This window comes from Streptomyces sp. NPDC031365, from assembly GCF_055569765.1.
Window position 1 is genome coordinate 211,643 of the sequence record NZ_JBVIIM010000011.1, and the last position, 23,334, is coordinate 234,976.

Sequence of the window (23,334 nt, forward strand, 5' to 3'; positions counted from 1 at the left end):
TCCCCTGTTGCCGCGGAACCGCGGTTGACCAGAACCCTACGCAGGGGCACTGACAGTGACGTACCCAGGTCCGCACTTTGTGTCGTTCTTGCAACACATCCCGTACGCGGACGTCAGGACAGGCCGGCCTCCCGCATCTGACGCAGTTCCTTCTTCATCTCCGACACCTCGTCGCGCAACCGCGCCGCGATCTCGAACTGGAGGTCGGCCGCGGCGGAGCGCATCCGCGCGGTGAGGTCCTCGATCTGCGCGGCGAGTTCGGCGGCGGGGCGGTCGGTCGGCACGGTCTCCGCGGCCTTGCCCTTGGCCCCCTTGGCGTTCTTTACGGCCTTGTTGCCGAGGGCGGGTACGGGCGACTTGGCGCCGCCGCCGTCCTTCTTGGCCTGGCGGTAGCCCGAGCCGAGCAGTTGCTCGGTGTCGATGTCCTCGCGGGCGATCTGCGCGACGATGTCGTTGATCTTCTTGCGGAGCGGCTGCGGGTCGATGCCCTTCGCCCGGTTGTACGCGACCTGCTTCTCCCGGCGGCGGTTGGTCTCGTCGATGGCCTTCTCCATCGCCGGGGTGATCCTGTCGGCGTACATATGGACCTGGCCGGAGACATTGCGCGCCGCGCGGCCGATGGTCTGGATCAGGGAGGTGCCCGAGCGCAGGAAGCCCTCCTTGTCGGCGTCGAGGATCGCCACCAGGGACACCTCGGGCAGGTCGAGACCCTCACGCAGCAGGTTGATGCCGACGAGGACGTCGTACTCGCCGCTGCGCAGCTCCCGCAGGAGCTCCACCCGGCGCAGGGTGTCGACGTCGCTGTGCAGGTAGCGGACCTGGATGCCGAGTTCGAGGAAGTAGTCGGTGAGGTCCTCGGCCATCTTCTTGGTGAGCGTGGTGACGAGGACGCGTTCGTCCTTCTCCACCCGCGCGCGGATCTCGTGCACCAGGTCGTCGATCTGGCCCTCGGTGGGCTTGACCACGACCTCGGGGTCGACGAGGCCGGTGGGTCGGATGATCTGCTCGACGAAGCCGTCCGAGCGGGAGAGCTCGTACTGGCCGGGGGTGGCCGACAGATAGACGGCCTGCCCGATGCGCTCCTGGAACTCCTCCCACTTCAGCGGGCGGTTGTCCAGGGCGGAGGGGAGCCGGAATCCGTGGTCGACGAGGGTGCGCTTGCGGGACGCGTCGCCCTCGTACATGGCGCCGATCTGCGGGACGGTGACATGCGACTCGTCGATGACGAGGAGGAAGTCGTCCGGGAAGTAGTCGAGCAGGGTGTTCGGCGGTGAGCCGGGGGCACGGCCGTCGAAGTGCATCGAGTAGTTCTCCACGCCGGAGCAGGAGCCGATCTGGCGGAGCATCTCGATGTCGTACGTGGTGCGCATACGCAGTCGCTGGGCCTCCAGCAGCTTGCCCTGCCTCTCCAGCTCGCTCAGGCGTTCGCCGAGCTCCTTCTCGATGTCGTTGACCGCGCGCTCCAGCCGCTCGGGGCCGGCCACGTAGTGGGAGGCGGGGAAGACGTAGAGCTGCTGGTCGTCGCTGATGATCTCGCCGGTGAGCGGGTGGAGCGTGGACAGCGCCTCGATCTCGTCGCCGAACATCTCGATGCGGACGGCGAGCTCCTCGTAGACCGGGAAGATCTCGATGGTGTCGCCGCGCACACGGAAGGTGCCCCGGGAGAACGCCATGTCGTTGCGCGTGTACTGAATGTCCACGAAGCGGCGCAGCAGCTCGTCGCGGTCGAACTCGTCGCCCACGCGGAGGGGGACCATACGGTCCACGTACTCCTGCGGCGTACCCAGACCGTAGATGCAGGAGACGGAAGCCACCACGACGACGTCGCGCCGGGTGAGCAGCGAGTTGGTCGCCGAGTGACGCAGCCGCTCGACCTCCTCGTTGATCGACGAGTCCTTCTCGATGTAGGTGTCCGACTGCGGGACGTACGCCTCGGGCTGGTAGTAGTCGTAGTACGAGACGAAGTACTCGACCGCGTTGTTCGGCAGCAGCTCGCGGAACTCGTTGGCCAGCTGGGCGGCCAGGGTCTTGTTCGGCGCCATCACCAGGGTGGGGCGCTGGAGCTTCTCGATCATCCACGCGGTGGTGGCGGACTTGCCGGTACCGGTCGCGCCGAGCAGGACGACGTCCCTCTCGCCTGCTTCGATGCGCCGGGCGAGGTCGGCGATGGCCGTCGGCTGGTCACCGCTGGGCTGGTAGGGGCTGACGACCTCGAAGGGCGCCACCGTGCGTTCGATCTGGGAAACGGGCCGCATGTCATCCACCGTACGGCCCTCCACTGACAACGGGTCCGGATCAGCGTCGTTGCGGGGTCCGGGAGCGGTGTTCCACGGGGCCGCGGAGCCGCAGCCGGGAGCGCGCCGGGCGGTGGTGGACCGGGTGGGCGGGGATGCCGGGCTTGCGCTCGGCGGGAGGGCTGCCCGGCCCGCCCGTGACCATCAGCGGGTCGAAGATCACCACGATGCCCACGAGGACGAGGAAGGCGAGCGGGCCGGCCATCAGGGGCCCGAGGAGTGCGGCGGCCGATTCCCCGTCGGCCGGGGTGGCCGTGCCGTGGACGTGCACGTCGAGTGCGGCCATGCCGGTGTAATGCATTCCGGTGACCGCGAGCCCCATGACGAGACTCGCGCCCACGCTCCACAGGAAGCCCCTCACCTGCCCGGCGGCCCACAGGGCGGCAGTGGCGGCGGCCATGGCGACGGCCACGGAGGCGGCGACCACGGCGGTGTTGTACTCCAGTCGTCCGTCAAGGCTCATGCCGGCCATGCCGAGGTAGTGCATCGAGGCGATGCCGAGACCGGTGACGGTGCCCCCGGTGAACAGGGCCGTTCCGGAGGCGCCCCGGTATCCGACGATGAAGATCCCGGTTCCCACCATGAGGATGCCGACCGCGAGACTCGCAAACGTCAGGGCACGGTCGTAGTGGATCGGGGTGCCTTCGATCGCGAAACCCATCATGCCTATGAAGTGCATCGTCCATATGCCGGAGCCGATGGCCACGGACCCCAGGGCCAGCCAGCCGGGTCGGTGGCGGCGGGGCGCCGACATGGATCTGGTGGTACAGCGCAACCCCAGGGCGCCGCCCAGGCAGGCCATGAGAAAGGCCGCCAGCGGTGTGGCCAGGCCGTAGCTGAATCCGTCGACCGTGCCCTGCATGCGCGGCTGCCCTTCCCGCCCGGTACGTCCCGCAATGTCTCGATGTGTCCCCCTCCCGGGACCGCGACGGCGGTCCGGGTTGACGCAGAGAGTATGACCCCCACCGGAACGGTCGAACGACTCTCCGGCAAAGAAACACGTCCTTGCCCCAGGTGTGTGGCACTCGTGTGCGGGCTTCGGATGTCTCCGTTCAATCTCTGGCCATCCTGCACCCGTCTCGCGTTGACCGTCTGCTGTCACAGTTGACCTGACCGTGATCGTTCGACGCGAGGAGTACGCATGCACGCACGCGCCGTCGCCGCCTCGACCACCGCGCTCCTGGGAACCGCCGCCCTTCTGCTCCCGCTCTCCCCCGCGCAGGCCGCCGCCGACCACGGCGGCCCCGGGCCCGTGATCGTCGCCCACCGGGGCGCCTCCGCATACGCACCCGAGAACACGCTTGCGGCTGTCGACAAGGCGGCCGCCCTCGATGTCGAGTGGGTGGAGAACGATGTCCAGCGCACCAGGGACGGTGAACTCGTCGTCCTTCACGACGACAGCCTGCAGCGCACCACCGACGTCGAGGAGGTCTTCCCCGACCGGGCTCCGTGGAAGGTGCGGGACTTCACCGCGGCGGAGATCGCCCGACTCGACGCGGGCAGTTGGTTCGACCCCGCGTACGCGGGCGCGCGTGTCCCCACTCTCGAGCAGTTCGTGCACCGCATGGAGCGGTACGACCAGAAGCTGCTGCTGGAGCTCAAGAACCCCCAGCTCTACCCGGGCATCGAACGCGAAACCCTCAAGGTCCTGAGCAACGAGGGGTGGCTCGACCGCCGGCATGTGAAACACCGGCTCGTCGTGCAGAGCTTCAGCGCGGACAGCATACGGACGGTCCATGATCTGAAGCCCGCGGTGAAGACCGGGTTCCTGGGCACGCCGCCCGTCGCGGACCTGCCCTCGTACGCGGCCTTCACCGACCAGATCAACCCCTCGCACGGCTCGCTGTCCGCCCCCTACGTCGCCGCCGTACACGGCTTCCGGGGGCCGCACGGCAAGCGGATGGAGGTGCTCACCTGGACCGTGAACGACGCGGTCGCGGCGCGGCGGGTCGCCGGGTTCGGGGTGGACGGGATCATCACCAACACGCCCGATGTGGTGCGGGACGCGGTGGGCGGCTGATCGTCCGTCCATGTGACCGGCGTCCGCCCGGCGTTGTCGGTGGCGGGTCGTACGGTGGGGCGCATGGACAGCCATGGACAGTACGAGCAGCGGGTCGTGTGGGCCGTCGTGGGCACCGGCATCGGCCCGCTGCTGCTGGCCGCGACCCGCGAGGGCCTGGTCAACGTCGTGTTCCACGCCACGGACGAGACGCGCGACAGCGCGCTGGAGCGGCTGGCGTCCCGGCTCGGCACCGAACCGGCCGAGCTGGGAACGGCGTCCGCCGAGGAGTCCGGCTCCGCGCTGCTGGCCGAGGCGATACGCCAGGTGGAGGCGTACTTCGCGGGTGAGCGTCGCTCCTTCGAGCTGCCGCTGGACTGGTCGCTGATATCGGGCTTCAACCGCGAGGTGCTGCGGGAACTGGCCGCCGGGGTGCCGTTCGGCAGGGTCGTGGGGTACGGCGATCTGGCCGGGCGGGTGGGCCAGCCGGGCGGTGCCCAGGCCGTGGGAACGGCCATGGGCGCCAACCCGCTTCCGGTGATCGTGCCCTGCCACCGGGTCGTGGAGCGCGACGGGGGCATCGGCGGGTTCGGGGGCGGGCTGGAGACCAAGCGGCAGCTGCTCGCCCTGGAGGGTGTGCTGCCCGAGCCGCTGTTCTGACGGCTCGGGCACGCCGGGCGTCCGGGGTCAGTCGTAGTGCCGCGCTTCGAGCACGTTGCCGTCCGGGTCGCGGAAGTAGAAGCTGCGCCTGGCCCGCCCCCGCGCACCGAAGGAGTCGTGCGAGAGGTCCGTCAGCGGTACGGACTGCTCCTCCAGGCGGCTGCGGAGGGCGTCGAAGCGGTCGGCCGGCAGAGACAGGCAGACATGGTTGACGGGGTGGCCCGAGCTTTCGGCGGCGCCGGGAAGCATCGTCATGCGTTCCGCCATGGTCAGCGGCATGAGGTCGAGAATCGTTTCCTCGTTGACCCGCACAGAGGGAAAGGGCGCCTCGCCCGCGGAGTAGTCGGTGAGCCGGACGGGCTCCAGGCCCACGGCCTGATGGTAGAAGCCGGCGGCTGCGAGGGGATCCCGCACCCACAGGACGATGTGGTCGAGACGAGTCGTGTGGTCCGTCATGTCTGCCAGACTCCGTGACCCGCGTGAGGGCACGCAAGGGGTTTGGCCCGGGGCGCGGCCCGCCAGAGATGAGAGAGAGGCGGCGGACAGGAGGCAGGCGCGTGGTGCTCAGGGTGTCGGAAGAGGTGCGGGAGGCGATCGCCGCGGGCCGGCCGGTGGTGGCCCTGGAGTCCACGATCATCGCGCACGGGCTGCCCCGGCCACGCAATCTTCAGGTGGCGGTCGAGCTGGAGGCGGCCGTACGGCAGGAGGGCGCGGTGCCGGCGACGATCGCCGTGCTGGACGGGCGCCCCCTGGTCGGCCTGGACGAGGATCAACTGGAGCGGGTCGCGAACGAGGACGGCATCCGCAAGCTGGGCCATCGTGATCTGCCGCTCGCGGTGGCCGCCGGGGCGAGCGGAGCTACCACGGTGTCGGCCACGTCCCTGCTCGCGGCGCTGGCAGGTGTACGGGTGTTCGCCACCGGAGGGCTCGGCGGGGTGCACCGTGAGTGGACGGTGACCCAGGACGAGTCGGCCGACCTGGGCCTGCTGGCGCGTACGCGGATCACCGTGGTGTGCGCGGGGGTGAAGTCGATCCTGGACGTACCCGCGACCCTGCAGCGGCTGGAAACCCTGGGGGTGGCGGTCGCCGGGTACGGCACGGACCGCTTCCCCGGCTTCTACCTGTCCGATTCGGGGCATGCGGTGGACTGGCGGCTGGACACACCCGGGCAGGTGGCGGACGTCATGCGGGCGCGGGACGCGCTCGGCGGGCCCGAGTCGGCGCTGATCGTGGCCAACCCCGTGCCCGAGGACGAGCAGCTGGACCCCGGGGTGCACGCGCGGGTGCTCGACGAGGCGCTGCGCGCGTGCGAGGCGGAGGGGGTCACCGGCCAGGCTGTCACCCCGTTCCTGCTCGGCCATCTGGTCCGGCGCACCGACGGCGCCTCCCTCGCCGCGAACCTGGCCGCGGTGCGGGGCAACGTACGTCTGGCGGCGCGCGTCGCGGCGGCCTGGGCCGCCGGGGAGTGAGGGAGGCCGTGCGGGACGGAGCGCTGCTGGTCGTCGGTGATGTGATCACGGATGTGGTGGCCCGGCACCGGGGACCGCTCGCTCCGGGGACGGACACGGCGGCCGCGATCCGGACGGTCCCGGGCGGCGCGGGTGCCAATGTGGCCTGCTGGGCGGCGCGCCGGGGCGGCGCCGAGGTGCGGCTCCTGGGCCGGGTGGGCGCGGACACGGCGGCCTGGCACGAGAGAGAGCTGGCCGCCTGCGGGGTCCGCCCCCTGCTGGTCGTGGACGGACAGGCACCGACGGGGACGGTGATCTGTCTGGTCGACGAGGGTGCGGCAGCCGAGCGGACCTTCCTCACGGACAGCGGAGCGTCGCTGCGGCTCGGTCCCGCCGACTGGTCGGACACGCTGCTGGAAGGGGTGACGCGGCTGCATCTGTCGGGCTATCTGCTGTTCACCGAACCGAGCCGGGCCTTCGTCGCGGTGGCGTTGAAGGCGGCGCGTGCGCGGGGGGTACCGGTGAGTCTGGATCCGGCGTCGGCCGGGTTCGTCGTCACACTGGGCACCGACCGTTTCCTGGCGCTCGTCGAGGGCGTGGACGTGCTGCTGCCCAGCCGCGACGAGGCGTGCCTGCTGACGGGTTCGTCCGATGCGGTGGACGCTGCGGCGCGGCTGAGTCTCGGCGTCCCGCTGGTGGTGACCAAGCAGGGCGCCAAGGGCGCGCTGCTCGCACGGTCCGGAGAGGTGTACGCCCGGGTCCCCGCCGTTCCGGCGACGCCCTGCGACACCACGGGCGCCGGCGACGCTTTCACCGGCGCGTTCCTCGCGGCGCTGCTCGCGGGGGCCGACGCGGAACAAGCGGCGGCGGAGGGCTGCGAGGCGGGCGCGCAGGCAGTGGAGCGGACCGGGGGCCGCCCGCCGCCGCTCGCCTGACAAGCGGGCGCCACCAGGGCGAACGCCCGTCGTCCACAGGCGGGAACACCCGGAGATGACCGCTGTCCACAGGCCCGCACGCGATCCGTTCAAGGCTGGCAGACTGACGGCCCAGCGCGGGAAGTGGAACGGCGCGGGGGAATCACGCAAGGGGGCCGGATGTCCATGGCGGGGAATCTGCGGAAGGTCACGAGTCTCGGCGGGGTCGGCGGGCTGCGCCGGGTGGCCCGGCTGGCCCGGCGGCGTCCTCGCGTGGATCTGAGTCATCCGGCCCGGTCCCCGCTGGGTTCCTCGGTGGTCAACTGCGTGACGTACCTGGACGGTCACCGGGTCCGGGCGCGCGGGGATCTGGTGGACGCGGTGAAGAACGTCCGCAAAACCGGAGAGGGATTCGTCTGGCTGGGACTGCACGAGCCGACCGACCGGGAGTTCGCCGGCATCGCCGAGCTGTTCGACCTCCACCCGCTGGCGGTCGAGGACGCCGTCGAGGCCCACCAGCGGCCCAAGCTGGAGCGGTACGGGGAGACGCTGTTCGCCGTGTTCAAGACGGTCTGCTACGTCGAGCACGAGCAACTCACCGCGAACAGCGAGGTGGTGGACACCGGGGAGATCATGGTGTTCCTCGGGGAGGACTTCGTGGTCACCGTGCGGCACGGACGGCACGGTTCGCTGGGACCGCTGCGCGAGGGGCTGGAGTCGGATCCGGGGCAGCTCGCTCAGGGCCCGTCCACGGTGCTGCACGCGATCGCGGACCATGTGGTCGACGACTATCTGACCGTCATCGAATCGGTCCAGGAGGACATCGACCAGGTCGAGACGGATGTGTTCGCGGAGCACGGCGCGCGGGTCGATCCAGGACGCATCTACCAGCTCAAGCGGGAACTCCTCGAACTGAAACGGGCGGTGGTGCCGCTCGGCCGGCCGCTGGAGGAGCTCGCCACCCGGTCGATCCGAGTGGTCGCACCGGAAATACAAGCGTACTTCCGTGATGTCGCCGACCATCTGCTGCGGGCGAAGGACCAGATAGCGGCCTTCGACGAGCTGATCAACTCCATCCTCCAGGCGCACCTGGCGCAGGTCACCGTCGCGCAGAACGAGGACATGCGCAAAATCACCGCATGGGCGGCGATCGTGGCCGTGCCGACGATGGTGTGCGGGGTGTACGGAATGAACTTCGACCACATGCCGGAGCTGCACTGGCGATACGGCTACGGCATGGTCATCACCGTGATATCGGTGGCGTGTCTGCTGCTGTACCGGGCGTTCCGGCGCAGCCGCTGGCTCTGACAGCGGGCCGGCCCCGGAGGCCGGGTCAGCCCGTGGCGGACCTGGCGTAGACGCTCTCGGCCCAGGTGGCGATCTGGTCCTGCGTCAGGTGCCGGGCGAGATCGGCCTCGCTGATCATGCCGACGAGGCGCTTGTCGTCGATGACGGGGAGCCTGCGGATCTGGTGGGTCCGCATCTCGTGCAGGACGTCGTCGACACCTGCGTCCGCCTCGATCCAGCGTGGGGTCCCCTTGGCCATCTCGCCGGCGGTGACCCTGGCGGGATCGTGGCCCATGGCGACGCAACCGACGACGATGTCACGGTCGGTGAGGATGCCGCAGAGCCGCTCGTTCTCGTCGCTGATGGGCAGGGCTCCGACGTTCAGCTCGCGCATCAGCTGGGCCGCTCGGTCGAGGGTTTCGTGAGCGGGGATCCACTGGGCACCGCGGTGCATGATGTCTCCGGCGGTGGTCATGGAGTACCTCCCGGTTCCGGACGGCCGGCGCGGCGCGGATCGCACCGCGAGTCCCGACGCCCTTCATTCTCGTCGCGTCGGGCGCGGACGGCACCCGGAAGGACGGGTCGTGCCGGGCGAGCCGTCCTGCCGCGCCGGCCGGCCTCAGCCGCGCCAGGCCGGACGGCGGGGATCGTCGGCCCGCACCAGCACGTCGGCCGTGCCGGCCGGGTCGGTCTCCTGCTCGTAGCGTTCGAAGGCCGGCAGCATCCAGTGGTCGGCCTCAGGGGTACGACGGCGCAGGGCGCCCGAGGAGAGGAGGACATGGATGCGCAGGTCGAAGGGGAACCAGTGGCGCAGAAGGAGGGGCCGTGCAGCAGCAGCACGCCGCCGGGCGGGAGTTCGGCATAGGGGCTGCGGGTGGCCCGGTCGGTGACGGGGTCCCACAGGTCGGGCAGGACCCGTCCGCTCCCGCCGGGTTCCAGGGGGTCGAACACCTCGCGCCACAGGGCTCCGGTGTCGTACCAGCCGCTGTAGTAGGACTCCACGTCCTGGTGGCCGTACTCCAGCCGGACCGAGGCCGGGCGCAGAAAACCCGCGGTGTCCACGACCAGGGAGGGACGGCCGCGTATCCGCAGCGCCCCGGCGACCCGCTCGGCGAGGTCACCCGGGCGGGCGGCCGGGGCGCCGTCGAGTGCTACCCGGGGCCAGGGCCCGCCGTCGGCCGTCTCCAGCTCCAGCAGGCGGTCGGCGAGGATGTCGCCGAGCCGGTCCCAGGTGATCGCCTCGAGTCGCACACGGCCATGATGCGTCAGCCCGGTGTACCGAACGTGGCCCGGGGCGCGTGGAGAAGGGAGTACGTATGGCGCGCCCCACGCCCTCGAGGAGGAGGCACTCGTCCAGGCCGAGCGGCGCTGTCTCGCGGACACGGAGGCACGACGGCGGCGCCGGCTACGGGACGTCCGGCGGCGGGCGGCAGAGGGGGTGCGGTTCGCAAGCGCGTTCGCGGCGGAGATACGGCGGCTGTTCCCCGGCTGCCCGGCTGCCCGGCTGCCCGGCTGCCCGGCTGCCCGGCCGAGCGTGCCCGGACCGTCACCACGTACGTCTCGGTCCGGGGCAGCGGGCGGGTGGGCCGGAGCGCGGCGGGTGTGCGCTGTCCGAGGGGGCGGTGACCGCGGCTGTCGTGGCGTCCGTACGGCATGTGGATACACCGTGCGACCGCCTGCTGAGGAGCGGGTGCCGCGGTGCTTGGGTGCGGCGGCGGATCACCGTGGCGGCGGAGACGGTTGAGAGGGTGCTCGGAGGGCGGGCTGGATTCCACGGTGTGACGCCCGGGGCGTTCACCGTGCGGTGCTGGACGCTCGCGTATGCGTCCGCGCCGCTCGGCCATGGCCGGGTGGGTCCCGGTTCGGTTCACTGGTGGTGACGGGCCGGCCGGGCAGGGTCCCGGCCGGCGGACGGGGGTGAGGACATGATCGACGGGCTGTACTTCGTGCTGACGGTGTTGGGCGTGCTCGGGACCGGGCTGACGGCTGGGGTCTTCTGCGCCTTCTCGACCTTCGTGATGAGAGGGCTCGCGGCGCTGCCGCCCGCACAGGGTGTGGCGGCGATGCAGGCGGTGAACGTGGCCGCGGTGCGGCCGGGGTTCATGCTGGTGTTCCTGGGCTCGGCCGTGCTGTGCGCGGTGCTCACGGTGGTGACGTTCGTGCTGTGGCCGAAGGAAGGAGCGGTCGAGCTGCTGGTGGGCGGTGCGCTGTATCTGGTGGGGTCGTTCGGGCTGACCGTGGTCGCGAACATACCCCGCAACGACGCGCTGGCCCGGCTGGAACCGGGGGGCACCGAGGCGGCCGCCCACTGGCCGGTCTATGTACGCGAGTGGACGATGTGGAACCACGTTCGCACGCTCGCCTCGGCCGGGGCGGCGCTGGCCTACGTGCTGGCTCTCACCGGGTGACGGGGCCGCTGCGTGCGGGACCGAGCGGACGTATCGTGGCCGGAGGAGTGCCGCCGGCCGACGCACGGCCTGTCACCCGCGCACGCAAGGAATACGGCCATGGCCGATCCCAAGGGTTTTCTGACCACGCCCCGTGAGGAGTGGCCGCGCAGGCCGGTGGCGGAGCGGGTCCGCGACTGGGACGAGGTCTGTGTCCCTGGTGCGCTGCTGCCCATCATCGGCGGTCAGGCCGACCGCTGCATGGACTGTGGTGTCCCGTTCTGCCACGACGCCTGTCCGCTGGGCAATCTCATCCCCGAGTGGAACGACCTGGTGTCACGGGAGGACTGGCGGGCGGCGGCGGAGCGGCTGCACGCCACCAACAACTTCCCGGAGTTCACGGGGCGGTTGTGTCCGGCACCGTGCGAGGCGGGCTGTGTGCTCGCCATCAATCAGCCGGCGGTCACCATCAAGAACGTCGAGTGCGCCGTCGCCGACCGGGCGTGGAAGGAGGGTTTCGCGCCTCCGGCTCCGCCGGACCGGCTCTCGGGCCGGACCGTCGCCGTCATCGGCTCGGGCCCCACCGGGCTGGCCGCGGCCCAGCAGCTGACGCGGGCGGGGCACACGGTCGCCGTGTACGAGCGGGACGACCGGATCGGCGGGCTGATGCGGTACGGCATCCCCGAGTTCAAATTGGAAAAGCGTCATCTGGAACGGCGCCTGGAGCAGATGCGGGCGGAAGGAACGAGGTTCCGCACGTCCACGACGGTCGGGCGGGATGTGGACGCGGCGGAGCTGCGGGCGCGGTACGACGCGGTGGTGATCGCCACGGGGGCGACCGCATGGCGTGAACTTCCCGTGCCCGGGCGCGAGCTGGCGGGGATTCACCAGGCGATGGAGTACCTGCCGCTGGCCAACCGGGTGTGCGAGGGGGATCTGAAGTCGTCGCCGTTGTCCGCGGCGGGCCGTGATGTGGTCATCGTCGGTGGTGGTGACACGGGTGCGGACTGTCTGGGGACGGCCGTGCGGGAGGGCGCGGCGTCGGTCACCCAGCTCGACATCTACCCACAGCCGGGCACTTCGCGCGACGAGGACAGGGAGCCTTGGCCCACGTATCCGAAGGTGTACCGGATCTTGGCGGCACATGAGGAGGCGGGGGTGTTGCGGACGGCGCCGGAGGCGGATGCGGATGCCCGGGTGTTCGCGGCGTCCACGCTGCGGTTCGTCGGGGACGCGGAGGGGCGGGTGTGCTCGCTGGACCTCGTGGAGGTCGACGGCGGGCGGAGGGTTGTGGCGGGGACGGAGCGGGCGTTGCGTGGGGATCTTGTGCTGCTGGCGCTCGGGTTCCACGGGCCCGACCGGGAGGACGGGCTGGTCGCCCGGCTGGGGTTGGAGATGGAGCCGGGTGGCACGATCGCGCGGGGAGCGGATTTCGACACGAACGTGCCGGGGGTCTTTGTGGCGGGGGATGCCGCCCGGGGACAGTCGTTGATCGTGTGGGCGATCGCGGAGGGGCGGGCTGTGGCGGCGGCGGTGGACCGCTGTCTCACCGGCGGTCGCACTCGGCTGCCGGCGCCGATCGGGCCGTACGACCGTCCGATGACGGTGTGAGTGGGCCTGCGGGGCAGCGCTTTGGCGCACTCCCGGTGCGGGCAGGGTGACCTGTGCTGCCGTCGGCCGGGGAGGTTGCGCGGACCCGGCGTGAGGGCGTGCCGCCGCGCCCGCCCTCCTGACTCGGCTTCACTCCGGGCTCAGGCGGGCACGGCTGCGCGCCTGAGTGGCGGGAGCGGTTCTCGGTGGGCTCGGGCGCCCGCGGCGGGCATGGTTCGCGGGCGCCCTCGGTGGTGGTTACGGTTTGCGGCCCACCGCTCCGTAGCCGGGGATCACGCCGTCCTCCTGGCCCGGTACCGGGTCGCCCAGGTCCGGGTGCCATTCGTGCGGGACCCGGACGCCTGGGGCGACGAGGTCGAGGCCGGCGAAGAAGCGGGTGAATTCCGCTCGGGAACGGAGGGCCAGGGTGACGCCTGCTGCCCTGAGTTTCTCCGTGGCCGCCTTCGACTCCTCGGGGGTGAAGTCGGCCGTGGCGTGGGTGATGACCAGGTGACTGCCGGAGGGGAGGGCCGCCACCAGGCGTCCGACCAGCTCGTGCGCGCCGTCCTCGTCGGGGACGAAGTGGAGCAGCGCGATGAGGGACAGCGCGACCGGCTCGTTGAAGTCGAGAACCTTCCGCGCGCCCTCCAGGATGGCGTCCGGATCACGCACGTCCGCCTGGAGGTACTCGGTCGCTCCCTCGTCCGTGCCGCGCAGCAGCGCGGCCGCGTGGGCCAGCACGATGGGGTCGTTGTCGCAGTACACGACGCGGGCGTCCGGCACGACCCCCTGAGCCACCTGGTGCAGGTTGGGCTCCGTGGGAATGCCGGTGCCGATGTCGAGGAACTGGCGTACGCCCTGGCCGGCCAGCCAGCGCGTGGCCCGTTGCATGAACGCGCGGTTCACCCGTGCCATCACCGGCACACGCGGTTCGAGGGCCAGCATCTGCCGGCCCATGGCCTCGTCGACCGGGTAGTTGTCCTTGCCTCCGAGGTACCAGTCGTACATGCGTGCGGGGTGCGGCCGGCTCGTGTCGATCTCCACGGGGTGCTGCCCGGTCATGACGGACTCCATAAGTTTCTGCAAGCGTTAATGATCAAGTCAGTGCCAAGTCAGAAGGGGAACAAACGCAAAGGTAGAGCGAGCCACGGGCATCAGGACAGCAGGAAATCCGCCTCTCCCGCCTTGGCTCCCTCGATGAAGGCCGTCATCTCGGCGGAGGTGTAGATGAGTGCGGGGCCGTCCGGATCGGTGGACTGGCGTACGGCGATCCGGCCGTCGTCGAGCTTCATCGCCTCCAGGCAGTTCCCTCCGTTGCCGCCGCTCCACGGCTTGTGCCAGCCCTCGCTGCCCAGTTCCCGCGCGGGCATGCCGTTGTAGATCCGTTCGGTGCGGACCCGCGACGGGGACAGGGACTTACGGGACTCCATGAGTTCCATTTACAGCTCCTTGCGGAGGTCCCGGAGGATCTCCTTCGTGCGATGTGCCGTAGCGGCCTGCGCCGCCATGCGGTCCATGACCTCGAGGTGGGTCGCCACCTCGGTCCGCGCGTCCAGGTAGACGGCGCCGGTCAGGTACTCGCTGTAGACCATGTCCGGCAGTTCGGGCATGGCAAATCGGAACAGCACGAACGGCCCGTACGTGCCGGGGTGCGGCCCGCCGGCGAAGGTCGCGACCTGCAGCGTCACATTGGGCAGCTTCGTGGCCTCTAGCATCTTGTCGATCTGGGCACGCATCACCTCCGGGCCGCCGACCTGGCGGCGGAGCGCGGTCTCGTCCATCACGACCCACAGCCGGGGCGCGTCCTTACGGGTGAGCAGTTCCTGCCGTCGCATGCGCAGGTCGACGTGGCGCTCGATGTCCTCGGGCCGGGTCTGCCCTATGGCACCGGAGCGCAGCACGCCGCGCGCGTAGTCCTCGGTCTGGAGCACTCCGGGGACGAAATGGGGTTCGTAACCGCGGATGAGGGAGGCGGCGCCCTCCAGGCTGACGTACATCGAGAACCAGCCGGGAAGAATGTCGTGGAAGCGCTGCCACCAGCCGGGGCGGTTGGCGTCCTCCGCCAGTTGCACGAAGGCGTCGGCCTCGTCGTCGGAAACGCCGTACGCCTTCAGCAGGAGCTGGAGGTACGGAATCTTGAGTGCGACCTCGGCCATCTCCATACGGCGCACGGTGGCGGGGGCGACCCGGAGGATGCGGGCGGCCTCCTCGCGCTTGAGCCCCGCGCGTTCCCGCAGGTCCAGCAGGCGCCGGCCGAGGACGACCTGCCCTACCGTCGGCGCGGACCGGGGTTCACTCACACTCCACCTCCCTCGAACGATTCCTGACAGCCCGGCGGCGCCATTCGAAGATCTCTTCGAAGACCCACCCGATCGAACCTACGTTCGAACAGATCTTCGGCGATCCCAACTGGCGCCGCGCGAGGTGCTGTTGCGAGCAGTGTGCCACGGCCGTCCAGATCGTCACACAGCACTCTGCATTTTTCAGAGTGACACTTGCCAAGTGTTCACGGCGGGGCGATAGTGGCAAGCGTGATTCCGTCCGCGCCCTTAGGAACAGACGCCGCCGCAGGTTCCGTCGGCCTCGGCACCACCTCGGCACCCACCCCTTCGAGGGCCGCTGCCGAGCGCCGGTTCCGTTTCGAACTGGCCGCTCATCCGGGTTCCCCGGCTCAGGCCAGACGCCTGACGAGGGCACGGCTGACCGGCTGGTCGGTGTGCGAGGACACCTGCGACACGGCGGAACTGGTCGTCTCCGAACTCGTCACCAACGCCATCGTGCACACCGCGAGCAGCCACATAGTCTGCGAGCTGCACGACGGCGGCGACCTGGTGCGCATAGCCGTACGGGACGAGGGCTGCGCACCGGACAGGCCGCGGGCGAACACCCGGAAGCAGCCGGAGGAGGAGCACGGGAGGGGACTGCTCCTCGTCGATGCCCTGTGTCACTCCTGGGGCGCTCATGAGCACGGTCCCGGGCTGCTGGTCTGGGCCGACCTCCCTCACAACACGGACGCCCCGCACCATCCCGCCGAGCCCTGCGACGACCTGGGCTGGGGCGCCCGCCCGAAGCCCGGCCCGCCCGGCGGCCCGGACAACGGCGACGACAGCGACACCGACGAAGCCGCCCAGCGCCACCGGCCGGTCCCCCGGGCCCCGCAGCGGACGGCTCTCCCCGAGCAGCCCGTCCGCTGGAACGGAGGAGCGGCGTGACTGGTGCCTCGGGCACGCGCGTACTGAGCCTGAACTCGCTGGTCCGCCTCCAGCGCGGACGGCACCCACGAGCCGCCTCCCGGCGCCTGCCGGTCCCCGAGGGCATGACGGCCCCCATGGGCTGTGACGCCGTGGCGGTTCCCGCCCGCTTCGGCCCACTCGTACTGCCCCGGCTGCCCCGGGTCGGGTGCGTCTACGCCGATGAGGCGCACTGGTGGTGGCTGGTGCCGTCCGACTCCGACTACGCCCTGGAATGGCCCGCCCCCGCGCACTACGCGGCCGGCGCGGTCCTGCCCGACGCGGAGGCCCCGGGCCTGCCCGGCCTGATCCACCGGCCCGACGGCACTCTCCCCTACACGCCGCCGATACCGCTCTATCTGGCCGTCTGCCGCCTCACGGGGACCACTCCCGCCTGGTCCCGCCCGGTCACCGCGTAACAGCCCGTAACGGCCCCTGCCCGCGCGCAAGCGCCGCGCGCGGCGTCCGCTCAGGCCGTCACATCACCGCCGCCGTCCGCGCGGACGATCACCAGGAACATGTCGGTCGCGAGGTCCATGACAACCTCAGCCGGCAGCCCCTCCAGGCGCCGCGCATGCGCGAACTCCTCCGCCGGCCACGAGCCGCGCGGTCCACCTGCGGGGAAGCGTTCGAGCACCGTTCGCCCGTTCACCCTGCCACCTCCATGTTGCGCTGTACTCGTAGAGTTAAACGCCAACCATGGGGCGAACGCCTTGCCCAGTGATGGTACTGAGACGTAGTTGACACCCGTTCACCGCCAAGTGTGAGCGGGCTCTCCACTCAACGGAGTAATCCATCACCCTCCGTATCGATCCTCGTACTCGCCGTGGCAGTCATCCCTCGCACTCGCCGTGTCAGTCGTCGCACTCGTCCTGACCGCGGACGTACTGACGTTCCGCGGGTGACCCGACGCGCACCGGCTGCTGGTCGGGGCGGGGCCGCGTTCGCAGGCCGAACAGGTACGGAAGACCCCGGCCGCCCCCTCCCTCCCCCCGGGCTCCCGGTCCACCTGGCACAGGGGCAGCCGATGTCATTCGGCGCGTCCCGCGCGCGGGTGACGGCCTCCTCCGTGGCCCGGCACTTCCTCACTTCCTCACGCACCGCGGGCCACTCGGCGCGCGCGGAGACGGTCTCAAGGCCCGCAAGAGGCCGCGAGGGCCTGTGAGAGGCAGCGGGGACATGAGGATTCTCAGGTGCCGTACTCCTGGATCCGCCGTCCGTGGCTCCGGTCGGTCAGCGCGGGCAGCCGCTCCTCCAGTTCCCGCACCACCTCGGGCACGTCGATCGTGAGCAGTTCCCGGTCCCGCATGAGGATCCGGCCGTCGACGACGGTCGTGCGGACGTCGGCGGCGTGGGCGCTGTGCACCAGGGTCGCGGCGAGGTCGTGGACGGGCTGGGTGTGCGGGCCGGTGAGGTCGACGAGGACGAGGTCCGCGCGGCGGCCGGGCGCGATGCTGCCGGCGCTGTCGCCGAGGCCGACCGCGCGGGCGCTCTGCAGCGTCGCGTGGTGCAGTGCCTGACGGGAGGTCAGCCAGCGGGGGTCGCCCTCGGTCGACTTCTGGATCAGGGAGGTGAGCGCCATCGACTCCCACACGTCGAGGGAGTTGTTGGAGGCGGCCCCGTCCGTGGCGAGTCCGACCGGGATGCCGATGTCACGCAGCGCCCGCACCGGTGTGGTGGTGGGCCAGGCGAACTTGAGGTATCCGCGCGGCGCGGTCGCCACGGCCGTACGCCCTCTCGCCCGCTCCAGCAACGGCAGGTCGTCCTCGGTGATGCCGGTGCCGTGGGCGATGAGCACGTCCGTGTCGAGGATGCCGGTGCGTGAGAGGACCTCGATGGGGGTGACGCCGTGCCGGGCGAGGGAGGCATCGGTCTGGTCGCGGTTCTCGGCGGCGTGCAGATGGACGGGCAGCCCGTGCTCGCGGGCCAGTGCGGCGGTGGCGGTGAGGTCGGCGTCGTCCACGGTGTAGGGGGCGTGCGGGGCGAGCGCGGTGGTGATCCGACCGTCGGCCGCACCCCGGTGCCGCAGCGCGAACTCCAGTGACCGCTCGCGCCCCTGAACCCCCTGGGAGGAGAAGTACGCCTCTCCCAGCAGCGCCCGCATCCCGCACTCGGCGACCACGGCGGCGACTGCGTCCATGGCGAAGTAGTGGTCGGCGAAGCAGGTGACGCCGCCCCGGATCATCTCCGCGCAGGCGAGCCGCGCCCCCAGCTCGACGTCCCGCTCGGTGAGGTTGGACTCCACCGGCCAGACGACGTCGTTGAACCACTCCTCGGTCGGCAGGTCCTCGGCGAGACCGCGCAGGGTCACCATCGGGGCATGTGTATGACAGTTGATCAGACCGGGCAGCGCGGCCTGCCCCCGGCCGTCGATCCACTCGTCGGCCGCCCGACCCATGACGGCACCGGTGGTGGTCACCTCGGCCACGACCCCGTCACGTACGACGACGGCCGCGTCCTCCGCGAACCCGATCCGTTCTTGATCGTCGTGCGTGAGGACGGTGCACCCGGTGATGATGAGCCCGGCGGGACTCTCCACGGCAGAAGGCGTCATCACGTCAACGTACGACGCCCGTCCGGCCCGGGGTGAGCCGAACCGCGACATCCCGTCGCGGCTCTGTCGCGGAACGGGCCGGGCGCGCACCCTGGCCTCACCACGAGCCCGCCCACGGCTGAAAGGAGCTTGGAATGCTCCTCGGCACCTGGAATCTGGAGAATCTCCACCGGCCCGGCGGTCCCTTCGGGCCGGGCGACGAGGCCGCGTACGAGTCGAAACTGGCCGCCCTCGCCGCCGTGATCACGCAACTCGATCCGGTGCTGCTCGGTGTGCAGGAGGTCGGCGATCCCGGCGCGCTGGAGGATCTGGCCGGCACGCTGGACGACGACTGGCACCTCGCCCTGTCGGAGCACCCGGACAGCCGGGGCATACGGGTCTCCTGAGCCGTACGGAACTGACGGTGGGCCCGAGGCGACGCTCAGCGCGCTGCCGACACGGCGGCGTTCCCGGCGAAACTGCGCCCGGTGCAGGCGCACGACGCGGGGCCGGCGGCCGGTGAGGCCGGCCGGGGCTTCCTCGCGGTGGAGGTGACGGGCGAGGACGGCACGCCGCTGCGGGTGGCGGTGTGTCACCTCAAGTAGAAGCTGCTGTCGTATCCGAACAGCCGTTTCCATCCGCGTAACGAGGGTGAACGGGCCCGATACGCGGCGGGAGCTGCGGCGCGAGGTGGCGGTATCGAGGCTCAAGGTGCGGTGCATTGGGCTGTTGGAAGGAAATACGCCGCCCCGCGCGCCCGATCACCGCACACGGCCTACGCTGCGGATAGGGGGAGGGCCCACGCCATTCCTGCCGAGGAGAGCCGATGGCTGAACGCATTGCAGCTCCACGTCGCCGTGGTTACAAAGAAGGCATCGGCGGTGAGATGCTCGCCGAATTCCTGGGGACATTCGTCCTGCTTTTGCTGGGCGCGGGATCGGTGGCTGTCGCCGTCGTCGGCCTACCCGGATCAGGGCGACAATTCGTGGAATTCGGGCCGGCCAACTGGCTCATCATCGCATGGGGCTGGGGCCTCGCCGTCGTCTTCGGTGTCTATGTGGCCGGCGGTATCAGCGGTGCACACATCAATCCCGCGGTGACGCTGGCCTTCGCCGCGCGCAAGGACTTCCCCTGGCGCAAGGTGCTGCCTTACTGGCTGGCCCAGGTCGTGGGCGCCTTCGTCGCCGCCGCACTGGTCTACGCCTGCTACCGGTGGGCCATCGACGCGGCCGATGCCAAGGCGGGCCTCCCACGGGACGAATCACTGGCGACCTACTCCATCTTCGCCACCTTCCCCGCCGAGTACTTCGGTGATTCCTGGTGGGGCCCGCTGCTCGACCAGATCGTGGGAACAGCGATTCTCCTTCTGCTCATCTGCTCCCTCATCGACATGCGCAATACGGCTCCCCTGTCGAATCTCCACCCCTTCCTCATCGGCCTGGTGGTCGTCGCCATCGGGCTGACGTTCGGCACCAATGCCGGATACGCCATCAATCCCGCGCGAGATTTCGGTCCGCGGCTGTTCACGTACTTCGAGGGTTGGGGCGACATCGCCTTTCCCGGAACATTCGGATGGTTCAGTGGCTACTGGTGGATTCCCATTGTCGGCCCACTGATCGGCGGAGTCGTCGGTGTCCTTGTGTACGACCTGATCATCAAGCCGGTGATCAACGCCAGGGCGGGGGCACAGGAAGAAGGCCCGGCCACCGAGGAACCGTAGACCCCCAGGCGGCCCTGTCGTCAACCAGGAGGAGGCAGCGATGCCCGAATTCGTCGGCGCGGTGGACCAGGGGACCACCAGCACCCGATTCATGATCTTCGACCACGCGGGAAACGAGGTGGCCAAGCACCAGCTCGAGCACCAGCAGATCCTGCCGCGGTCCGGCTGGGTCGAGCACGACCCGGTGGAGATCTGGGAGCGCACCAACACGGTGATCCAGAACGCCCTGCGCGACGGCGGCCTGTCGGCCACCGATCTGCGGGCCATCGGCATCACCAACCAGCGTGAGACCACCGTGGTCTGGGACCCGCGCACCGGCCGCCCGTACTACAACGCCATCGTCTGGCAGGACACCCGCACCGACCGTATCGCCTCCGCCCTCGAACGCGACGGCCACGGAGACGTCATCCGCCACAAGGCCGGCCTGCCGCCCGCCACCTATTTCTCCGGTGGCAAGATCAAGTGGCTCCTGGAGAACGTGGACGGGCTGCGCGAGGCCGCCGAGGCGGGCCATGCCCTGTTCGGCAACACCGACGCCTGGGTGCTGTGGAACCTCACCGGCGGACCCAACGGCGGTGTGCACGCCACGGACGTGACCAACGCCAGCCGCACCATGCTGATGAACCTCGAGACCCTGGACTGGGACGACGAGCTACTGGGCATCCTCGGCGTTCCCCGCTCGATGCTGCCGGAGATCCACCCCTCGTCCGACCCCGAGGCGTACGGCCACGCCCGCACCTCCCGGCCGCTGAGCGCCGCCATCCCGATCACGGGCGTACTCGGCGACCAGCACGCGGCGACGGTCGGCCAGGTCTGCTTCTCCCCCGGCGAGGCCAAGAACACCTACGGCACCGGCAACTTCCTGGTGCTCAACACCGGCGAGGAGCTGGTGCGTTCCCGCAGCGGGCTGCTGACGACGGTGGCGTACCAGTTCGCGGGCAGCCCCGCGGTGTACGCGCTGGAGGGCTCCATCGCCGTCACCGGCGCGGCCGTGCAGTGGCTGCGCGACCAGCTGAAGATCATCGGCAGTGCCCCGGACAGCGAGCAGCTGGCGCGTTCGGTGGAGGACAACGGCGGGATGTACTTCGTCCCCGCCTTCTCCGGTCTGTTCGCCCCCTACTGGCGTTCCGACGCGCGCGGCGCCATGGTCGGGCTGGCGCGGTACAACACCGGGGGTCACATCGCACGGGCCACGCTGGAGGCCATCTGCTACCAGAGCCGTGACGTGGTCGAGGCCATGGAGCAGGACTCGGGCGTGCATCTGGACGTGCTCAAGGTCGACGGCGGCGTCACCGCGAACGACCTGTGCATGCAGATCCAGGCCGATGTACTGGGCGTGCCGGTCAGCCGTCCCGTGGTCGCCGAGACCACCGCGCTGGGCGCCGCGTACGCCGCCGGGCTCGCCGTGGGCTTCTGGCGTGACACCGACGAGCTGCGCACTCACTGGCAGGAGTCGAAGCGCTGGAGCCCTCAGTGGAGCGAGGAGCGGCGCCAGGAGGGCTACAAGGACTGGAAGCGGGCGGTGGAGCGCACGCTGGACTGGGTCCGGGTGAGTGACGACTGACGGCTGACGGTGACACGGGCGCCGACCGGTCGCCCGCGGCGGGGTCGGCGGCGGGGTCAGCGGTCGGCGATGTCCTCGCGGAGGCCGTCGGAGAACTCCCACCACGACAGCGGCAGCCAGTCGCCCTTCACGAAACCGTCGACCGTCGCACCGCGGCCACGGACCGTCACCGTCGTGCCGGGCGGGTACGTGGTGCCGGACAGTCCGGGCACGGGGACAAGCAGGGTTCCCAGCCGCTGCGCCGCCATGTCGGCCCCTCTCCGTCTCTCGTCGCTCCTCATGTCGTTCCCGTCGAACGATATGCATGCGGACACTACCGGCTTGCCCTCCAGGACAGACCGGAGAATCATGAGATATCGGTCACGCGGGGCATCGGGAGAGGCGCGACTCGGGACACATACGCCATCGAGTGGAGGTCGTTGCCATGAAGGCCGTCGTGTACAAGGGACCGTTCGAGGTCGCGGTAGAAGAAGTCGACAATCCCACCATCCAGCATCCGAACGACGTGATCGTACGGGTCACCTCGACCGCGATCTGCGGCTCCGATCTGCACATGTACGAGGGGCGCACCAACGCCGAGCCCGGCATCACCTTCGGCCACGAGAACATGGGAACCATCGCGGAGGTCGGCCCGGGCGTCACCTCCCTCAAGGAGGGCGACCGTGTGGTCATGCCCTTCAACGTCGCCTGCGGATTCTGCACCAACTGCGTGGAGGGATACACCGGCTACTGTCTGACCGTCAACCCCGGCTTCCCGGGCGGCGCCTACGGCTATGTCGCCATGGGCCCGTGGAAGGGCGGTCAGGCGGAGTACCTGCGCGTTCCCTACGCCGACTTCAACTGCCTGAAACTGCCGCCGGGAAAGGAACACGAGAACGACTTCATCCTGCTCGCCGACATCTTCCCCACGGGCTACCACGGCTGTGAACTCGCCCAGGTCCGCCCCGGCGAGAGCGTGACGGTGTACGGCGCGGGCCCGGTCGGTCTCATGGCCGCCTACTCGGCGCTGCTGCGCGGCGCGAGGAAGGTGTTCGTCGTGGACCGGGTCCCCGAGCGGCTGCAGAAGGCCGAGGAAATCGGTGCGGTCCCGATCAACTTCGCCGAGGGCGACCCGGTCGAGCAGATCCACGAGCAGACCGAGGGCATGGGCACCGACAAGGGCGTCGACGCCGTCGGCTACCAGGCGTCGGCGGGCGGCACGGACACGGACCGCGAGGAACCGGCGACCGTCCTGAACTCGCTGGTCCGTACGGTCCGGGCCACCGGAATGCTCGGCATTCCCGGGCTCTACGTCCCGTCGGACCCCGGGGCGCCGGACGAGCAGTCCAAGCAGGGCATGCTCCTCGTCGCGGTCGGAAAGCTCTTCGAGAAGGGCCTGAAGATGGGCACGGGGCAGTGCAACGTGAAGCGCTACAACCGGCAGCTGCGCGACATGATCATCGAGGGCCGGGCAGCGCCCAGCTTCGTGGTCTCCCATGAACTGCCGCTGGACCAGGCGCCGTCGGCCTACGACAAGTTCGACAAGCGCATCGAGGGCTACACGAAGGTGGTGCTGCGCCCGTAGCCCGCGCCGCACAGGGAGCCACGGAAAGTAATTCGGATGCGGGGACGGTCCGGGGGGGGGGGGGGGGGGGGGGGGGGGGGGGGGGGGGGGGGGGGGGGGGGGGGGGGGGGGGGGGGGGGGGGGGGGGGGGGGGGGGGGGGGGGG

General features: G+C 70.4%; 23 protein-coding genes and 2 pseudogenes. 14 read left to right on the forward strand and 11 right to left on the reverse strand.

Translation table 11 applies throughout. The features are described from left to right. Positions 1–113: 113 nt before the first annotated feature. Positions 114–2,255 carry an excinuclease ABC subunit UvrB gene (uvrB, locus tag ACZ5C2_RS18925; RefSeq protein ID WP_468792171.1) on the reverse strand — a complete coding sequence of 714 codons (2,142 nt, stop codon included), beginning with the start codon at positions 2,253–2,255 and terminating at the stop codon, positions 114–116. A gap of 40 nt (positions 2,256–2,295) precedes the next feature. Further along, on the reverse strand, positions 2,296–3,156 hold the full coding sequence (locus ACZ5C2_RS18930) for an MHYT domain-containing protein (RefSeq protein WP_468792174.1): 861 nt from the start codon (positions 3,154–3,156) through the stop codon (positions 2,296–2,298). 279 nt (positions 3,157–3,435) lie between these two features. Here ACZ5C2_RS18930 and ACZ5C2_RS18935 point away from each other — a divergent pair, with 279 nt between their 5' ends. Further along, positions 3,436–4,314: a glycerophosphodiester phosphodiesterase gene (locus ACZ5C2_RS18935; protein ID WP_468792177.1), complete on the forward strand. Its 879-nt coding sequence runs from the start codon at positions 3,436–3,438 to the stop codon at positions 4,312–4,314. A 63-nt stretch (positions 4,315–4,377) separates the two neighbouring features. Beyond that, on the forward strand, positions 4,378–4,953 hold the full coding sequence (locus ACZ5C2_RS18940; RefSeq protein ID WP_468792180.1) for a methylated-DNA--[protein]-cysteine S-methyltransferase: 576 nt from the start codon (positions 4,378–4,380) through the stop codon (positions 4,951–4,953). A gap of 27 nt (positions 4,954–4,980) precedes the next feature. Here the strand turns inward: ACZ5C2_RS18940 and ACZ5C2_RS18945 are convergent, their stop codons facing one another. Then, positions 4,981–5,409, reverse strand: coding sequence for a VOC family protein (locus tag ACZ5C2_RS18945; RefSeq protein WP_468792183.1), 429 nt, complete (start codon positions 5,407–5,409; stop codon positions 4,981–4,983). A 101-nt stretch (positions 5,410–5,510) separates the two neighbouring features. Here ACZ5C2_RS18945 and ACZ5C2_RS18950 point away from each other — a divergent pair, with 101 nt between their 5' ends. The 3 genes from ACZ5C2_RS18950 to corA all read left to right on the forward strand — a co-directional run bounded on the left by ACZ5C2_RS18950 (position 5,511) and on the right by corA (position 8,623). Then, a complete protein-coding gene (locus ACZ5C2_RS18950) occupies positions 5,511–6,422 on the forward strand; it encodes a pseudouridine-5'-phosphate glycosidase (RefSeq protein WP_468792186.1) in 912 nt (303 codons plus the stop codon). Further along, complete coding sequence (locus ACZ5C2_RS18955; RefSeq protein ID WP_468792247.1) at positions 6,404–7,336, forward strand: carbohydrate kinase family protein; 933 nt, start codon at positions 6,404–6,406, stop codon at positions 7,334–7,336. Before ACZ5C2_RS18950 ends, ACZ5C2_RS18955 begins: the two co-directional genes overlap by 19 nt. 159 nt (positions 7,337–7,495) lie before the next feature. After that, entirely contained in the window at positions 7,496–8,623 is a 1,128-nt protein-coding gene (gene corA, locus ACZ5C2_RS18960; protein ID WP_468792189.1) for a magnesium/cobalt transporter CorA, read from the forward strand. Between the two features lie 25 nt (positions 8,624–8,648). Here the strand turns inward: corA and ACZ5C2_RS18965 are convergent, their stop codons facing one another. Continuing rightward, complete coding sequence (locus ACZ5C2_RS18965; RefSeq protein WP_468792192.1) at positions 8,649–9,077, reverse strand: CBS domain-containing protein; 429 nt, start codon at positions 9,075–9,077, stop codon at positions 8,649–8,651. Positions 9,078–9,221: 144 nt separating this feature from the next. Next, positions 9,222–9,853, reverse strand: a pseudogene (locus ACZ5C2_RS18970) (nucleoside/nucleotide kinase family protein). A 65-nt stretch (positions 9,854–9,918) separates the two neighbouring features. On the opposite strand from ACZ5C2_RS18970, the gene ACZ5C2_RS18975 reads away from it, so the two are divergent. The 3 genes from ACZ5C2_RS18975 (at position 9,919) to ACZ5C2_RS18985 (ending at position 12,600) form a co-directional block, all read left to right on the forward strand. Further along, on the forward strand, positions 9,919–10,482 hold the full coding sequence (locus ACZ5C2_RS18975) for a DUF2293 domain-containing protein (RefSeq protein WP_468792195.1): 564 nt from the start codon (positions 9,919–9,921) through the stop codon (positions 10,480–10,482). Between the two features lie 45 nt (positions 10,483–10,527). Further along, positions 10,528–11,010 carry an anthrone oxygenase family protein gene (locus ACZ5C2_RS18980; RefSeq protein WP_468792198.1) on the forward strand — a complete coding sequence of 161 codons (483 nt, stop codon included), beginning with the start codon at positions 10,528–10,530 and terminating at the stop codon, positions 11,008–11,010. Between the two features lie 99 nt (positions 11,011–11,109). Further along, positions 11,110–12,600: a glutamate synthase subunit beta gene (locus tag ACZ5C2_RS18985; protein WP_468792201.1), complete on the forward strand. Its 1,491-nt coding sequence runs from the start codon at positions 11,110–11,112 to the stop codon at positions 12,598–12,600. Between the two features lie 237 nt (positions 12,601–12,837). Here the strand turns inward: ACZ5C2_RS18985 and ACZ5C2_RS18990 are convergent, their stop codons facing one another. The 3 genes from ACZ5C2_RS18990 to ACZ5C2_RS19000 form a co-directional block, all read right to left on the reverse strand. Then, the gene (locus ACZ5C2_RS18990; protein ID WP_468792204.1) at positions 12,838–13,641 is read right to left on the reverse strand and encodes an SAM-dependent methyltransferase; all 804 of its coding nucleotides are present in this window, start codon (positions 13,639–13,641) and stop codon (positions 12,838–12,840) included. 92 nt (positions 13,642–13,733) lie between these two features. Beyond that, positions 13,734–14,018: a DUF397 domain-containing protein gene (locus ACZ5C2_RS18995; RefSeq protein WP_468792207.1), complete on the reverse strand. Its 285-nt coding sequence runs from the start codon at positions 14,016–14,018 to the stop codon at positions 13,734–13,736. Beyond that, positions 14,019–14,879, reverse strand: coding sequence for a helix-turn-helix domain-containing protein (locus tag ACZ5C2_RS19000; protein WP_468792210.1), 861 nt, complete (start codon positions 14,877–14,879; stop codon positions 14,019–14,021). Between the two features lie 222 nt (positions 14,880–15,101). Between ACZ5C2_RS19000 and ACZ5C2_RS19005 the strand changes: the two genes are divergently transcribed. Then, the gene (locus ACZ5C2_RS19005) at positions 15,102–15,791 is read left to right on the forward strand and encodes an ATP-binding protein (protein ID WP_468792213.1); all 690 of its coding nucleotides are present in this window, start codon (positions 15,102–15,104) and stop codon (positions 15,789–15,791) included. Then, positions 15,788–16,228, forward strand: coding sequence for a hypothetical protein (locus ACZ5C2_RS19010; protein ID WP_468792216.1), 441 nt, complete (start codon positions 15,788–15,790; stop codon positions 16,226–16,228). The genes ACZ5C2_RS19005 and ACZ5C2_RS19010 overlap by 4 nt, the downstream gene beginning before the upstream one ends. A 50-nt stretch (positions 16,229–16,278) precedes the next feature. On the opposite strand, the gene ACZ5C2_RS19015 is transcribed toward ACZ5C2_RS19010, so the two are convergent. Further along, positions 16,279–16,461: a hypothetical protein gene (locus ACZ5C2_RS19015; protein WP_399974447.1), complete on the reverse strand. Its 183-nt coding sequence runs from the start codon at positions 16,459–16,461 to the stop codon at positions 16,279–16,281. 537 nt (positions 16,462–16,998) lie between these two features. Next, positions 16,999–18,363 carry an amidohydrolase gene (locus ACZ5C2_RS19020; RefSeq protein ID WP_468792219.1) on the reverse strand — a complete coding sequence of 455 codons (1,365 nt, stop codon included), beginning with the start codon at positions 18,361–18,363 and terminating at the stop codon, positions 16,999–17,001. Positions 18,364–18,497: 134 nt separating this feature from the next. Here ACZ5C2_RS19020 and ACZ5C2_RS19025 point away from each other — a divergent pair. The 3 genes and pseudogenes from ACZ5C2_RS19025 to glpK all read left to right on the forward strand — a co-directional run. Further along, positions 18,498–19,031 (forward strand): annotated as a pseudogene (locus ACZ5C2_RS19025) (endonuclease/exonuclease/phosphatase family protein); the annotation flags it as partial. Between the two features lie 137 nt (positions 19,032–19,168). Then, entirely contained in the window at positions 19,169–20,062 is an 894-nt protein-coding gene (locus ACZ5C2_RS19030) for an MIP/aquaporin family protein (protein ID WP_468792222.1), read from the forward strand. A 40-nt stretch (positions 20,063–20,102) separates the two neighbouring features. Then, positions 20,103–21,626 carry a glycerol kinase GlpK gene (gene glpK / locus ACZ5C2_RS19035; RefSeq protein ID WP_468792225.1) on the forward strand — a complete coding sequence of 508 codons (1,524 nt, stop codon included), beginning with the start codon at positions 20,103–20,105 and terminating at the stop codon, positions 21,624–21,626. A gap of 56 nt (positions 21,627–21,682) precedes the next feature. On the opposite strand, the gene ACZ5C2_RS19040 is transcribed toward glpK, so the two are convergent. Next, positions 21,683–21,874 (reverse strand): hypothetical protein, encoded by a 192-nt coding sequence (locus ACZ5C2_RS19040; RefSeq protein WP_468792228.1) that lies wholly within the window; start codon positions 21,872–21,874, stop codon positions 21,683–21,685. A gap of 176 nt (positions 21,875–22,050) precedes the next feature. Here ACZ5C2_RS19040 and ACZ5C2_RS19045 point away from each other — a divergent pair, with 176 nt between their 5' ends. Further along, on the forward strand, positions 22,051–23,190 hold the full coding sequence (locus tag ACZ5C2_RS19045) for a glutathione-independent formaldehyde dehydrogenase (RefSeq protein ID WP_468792231.1): 1,140 nt from the start codon (positions 22,051–22,053) through the stop codon (positions 23,188–23,190). Positions 23,191–23,334 lie beyond the last annotated feature (144 nt).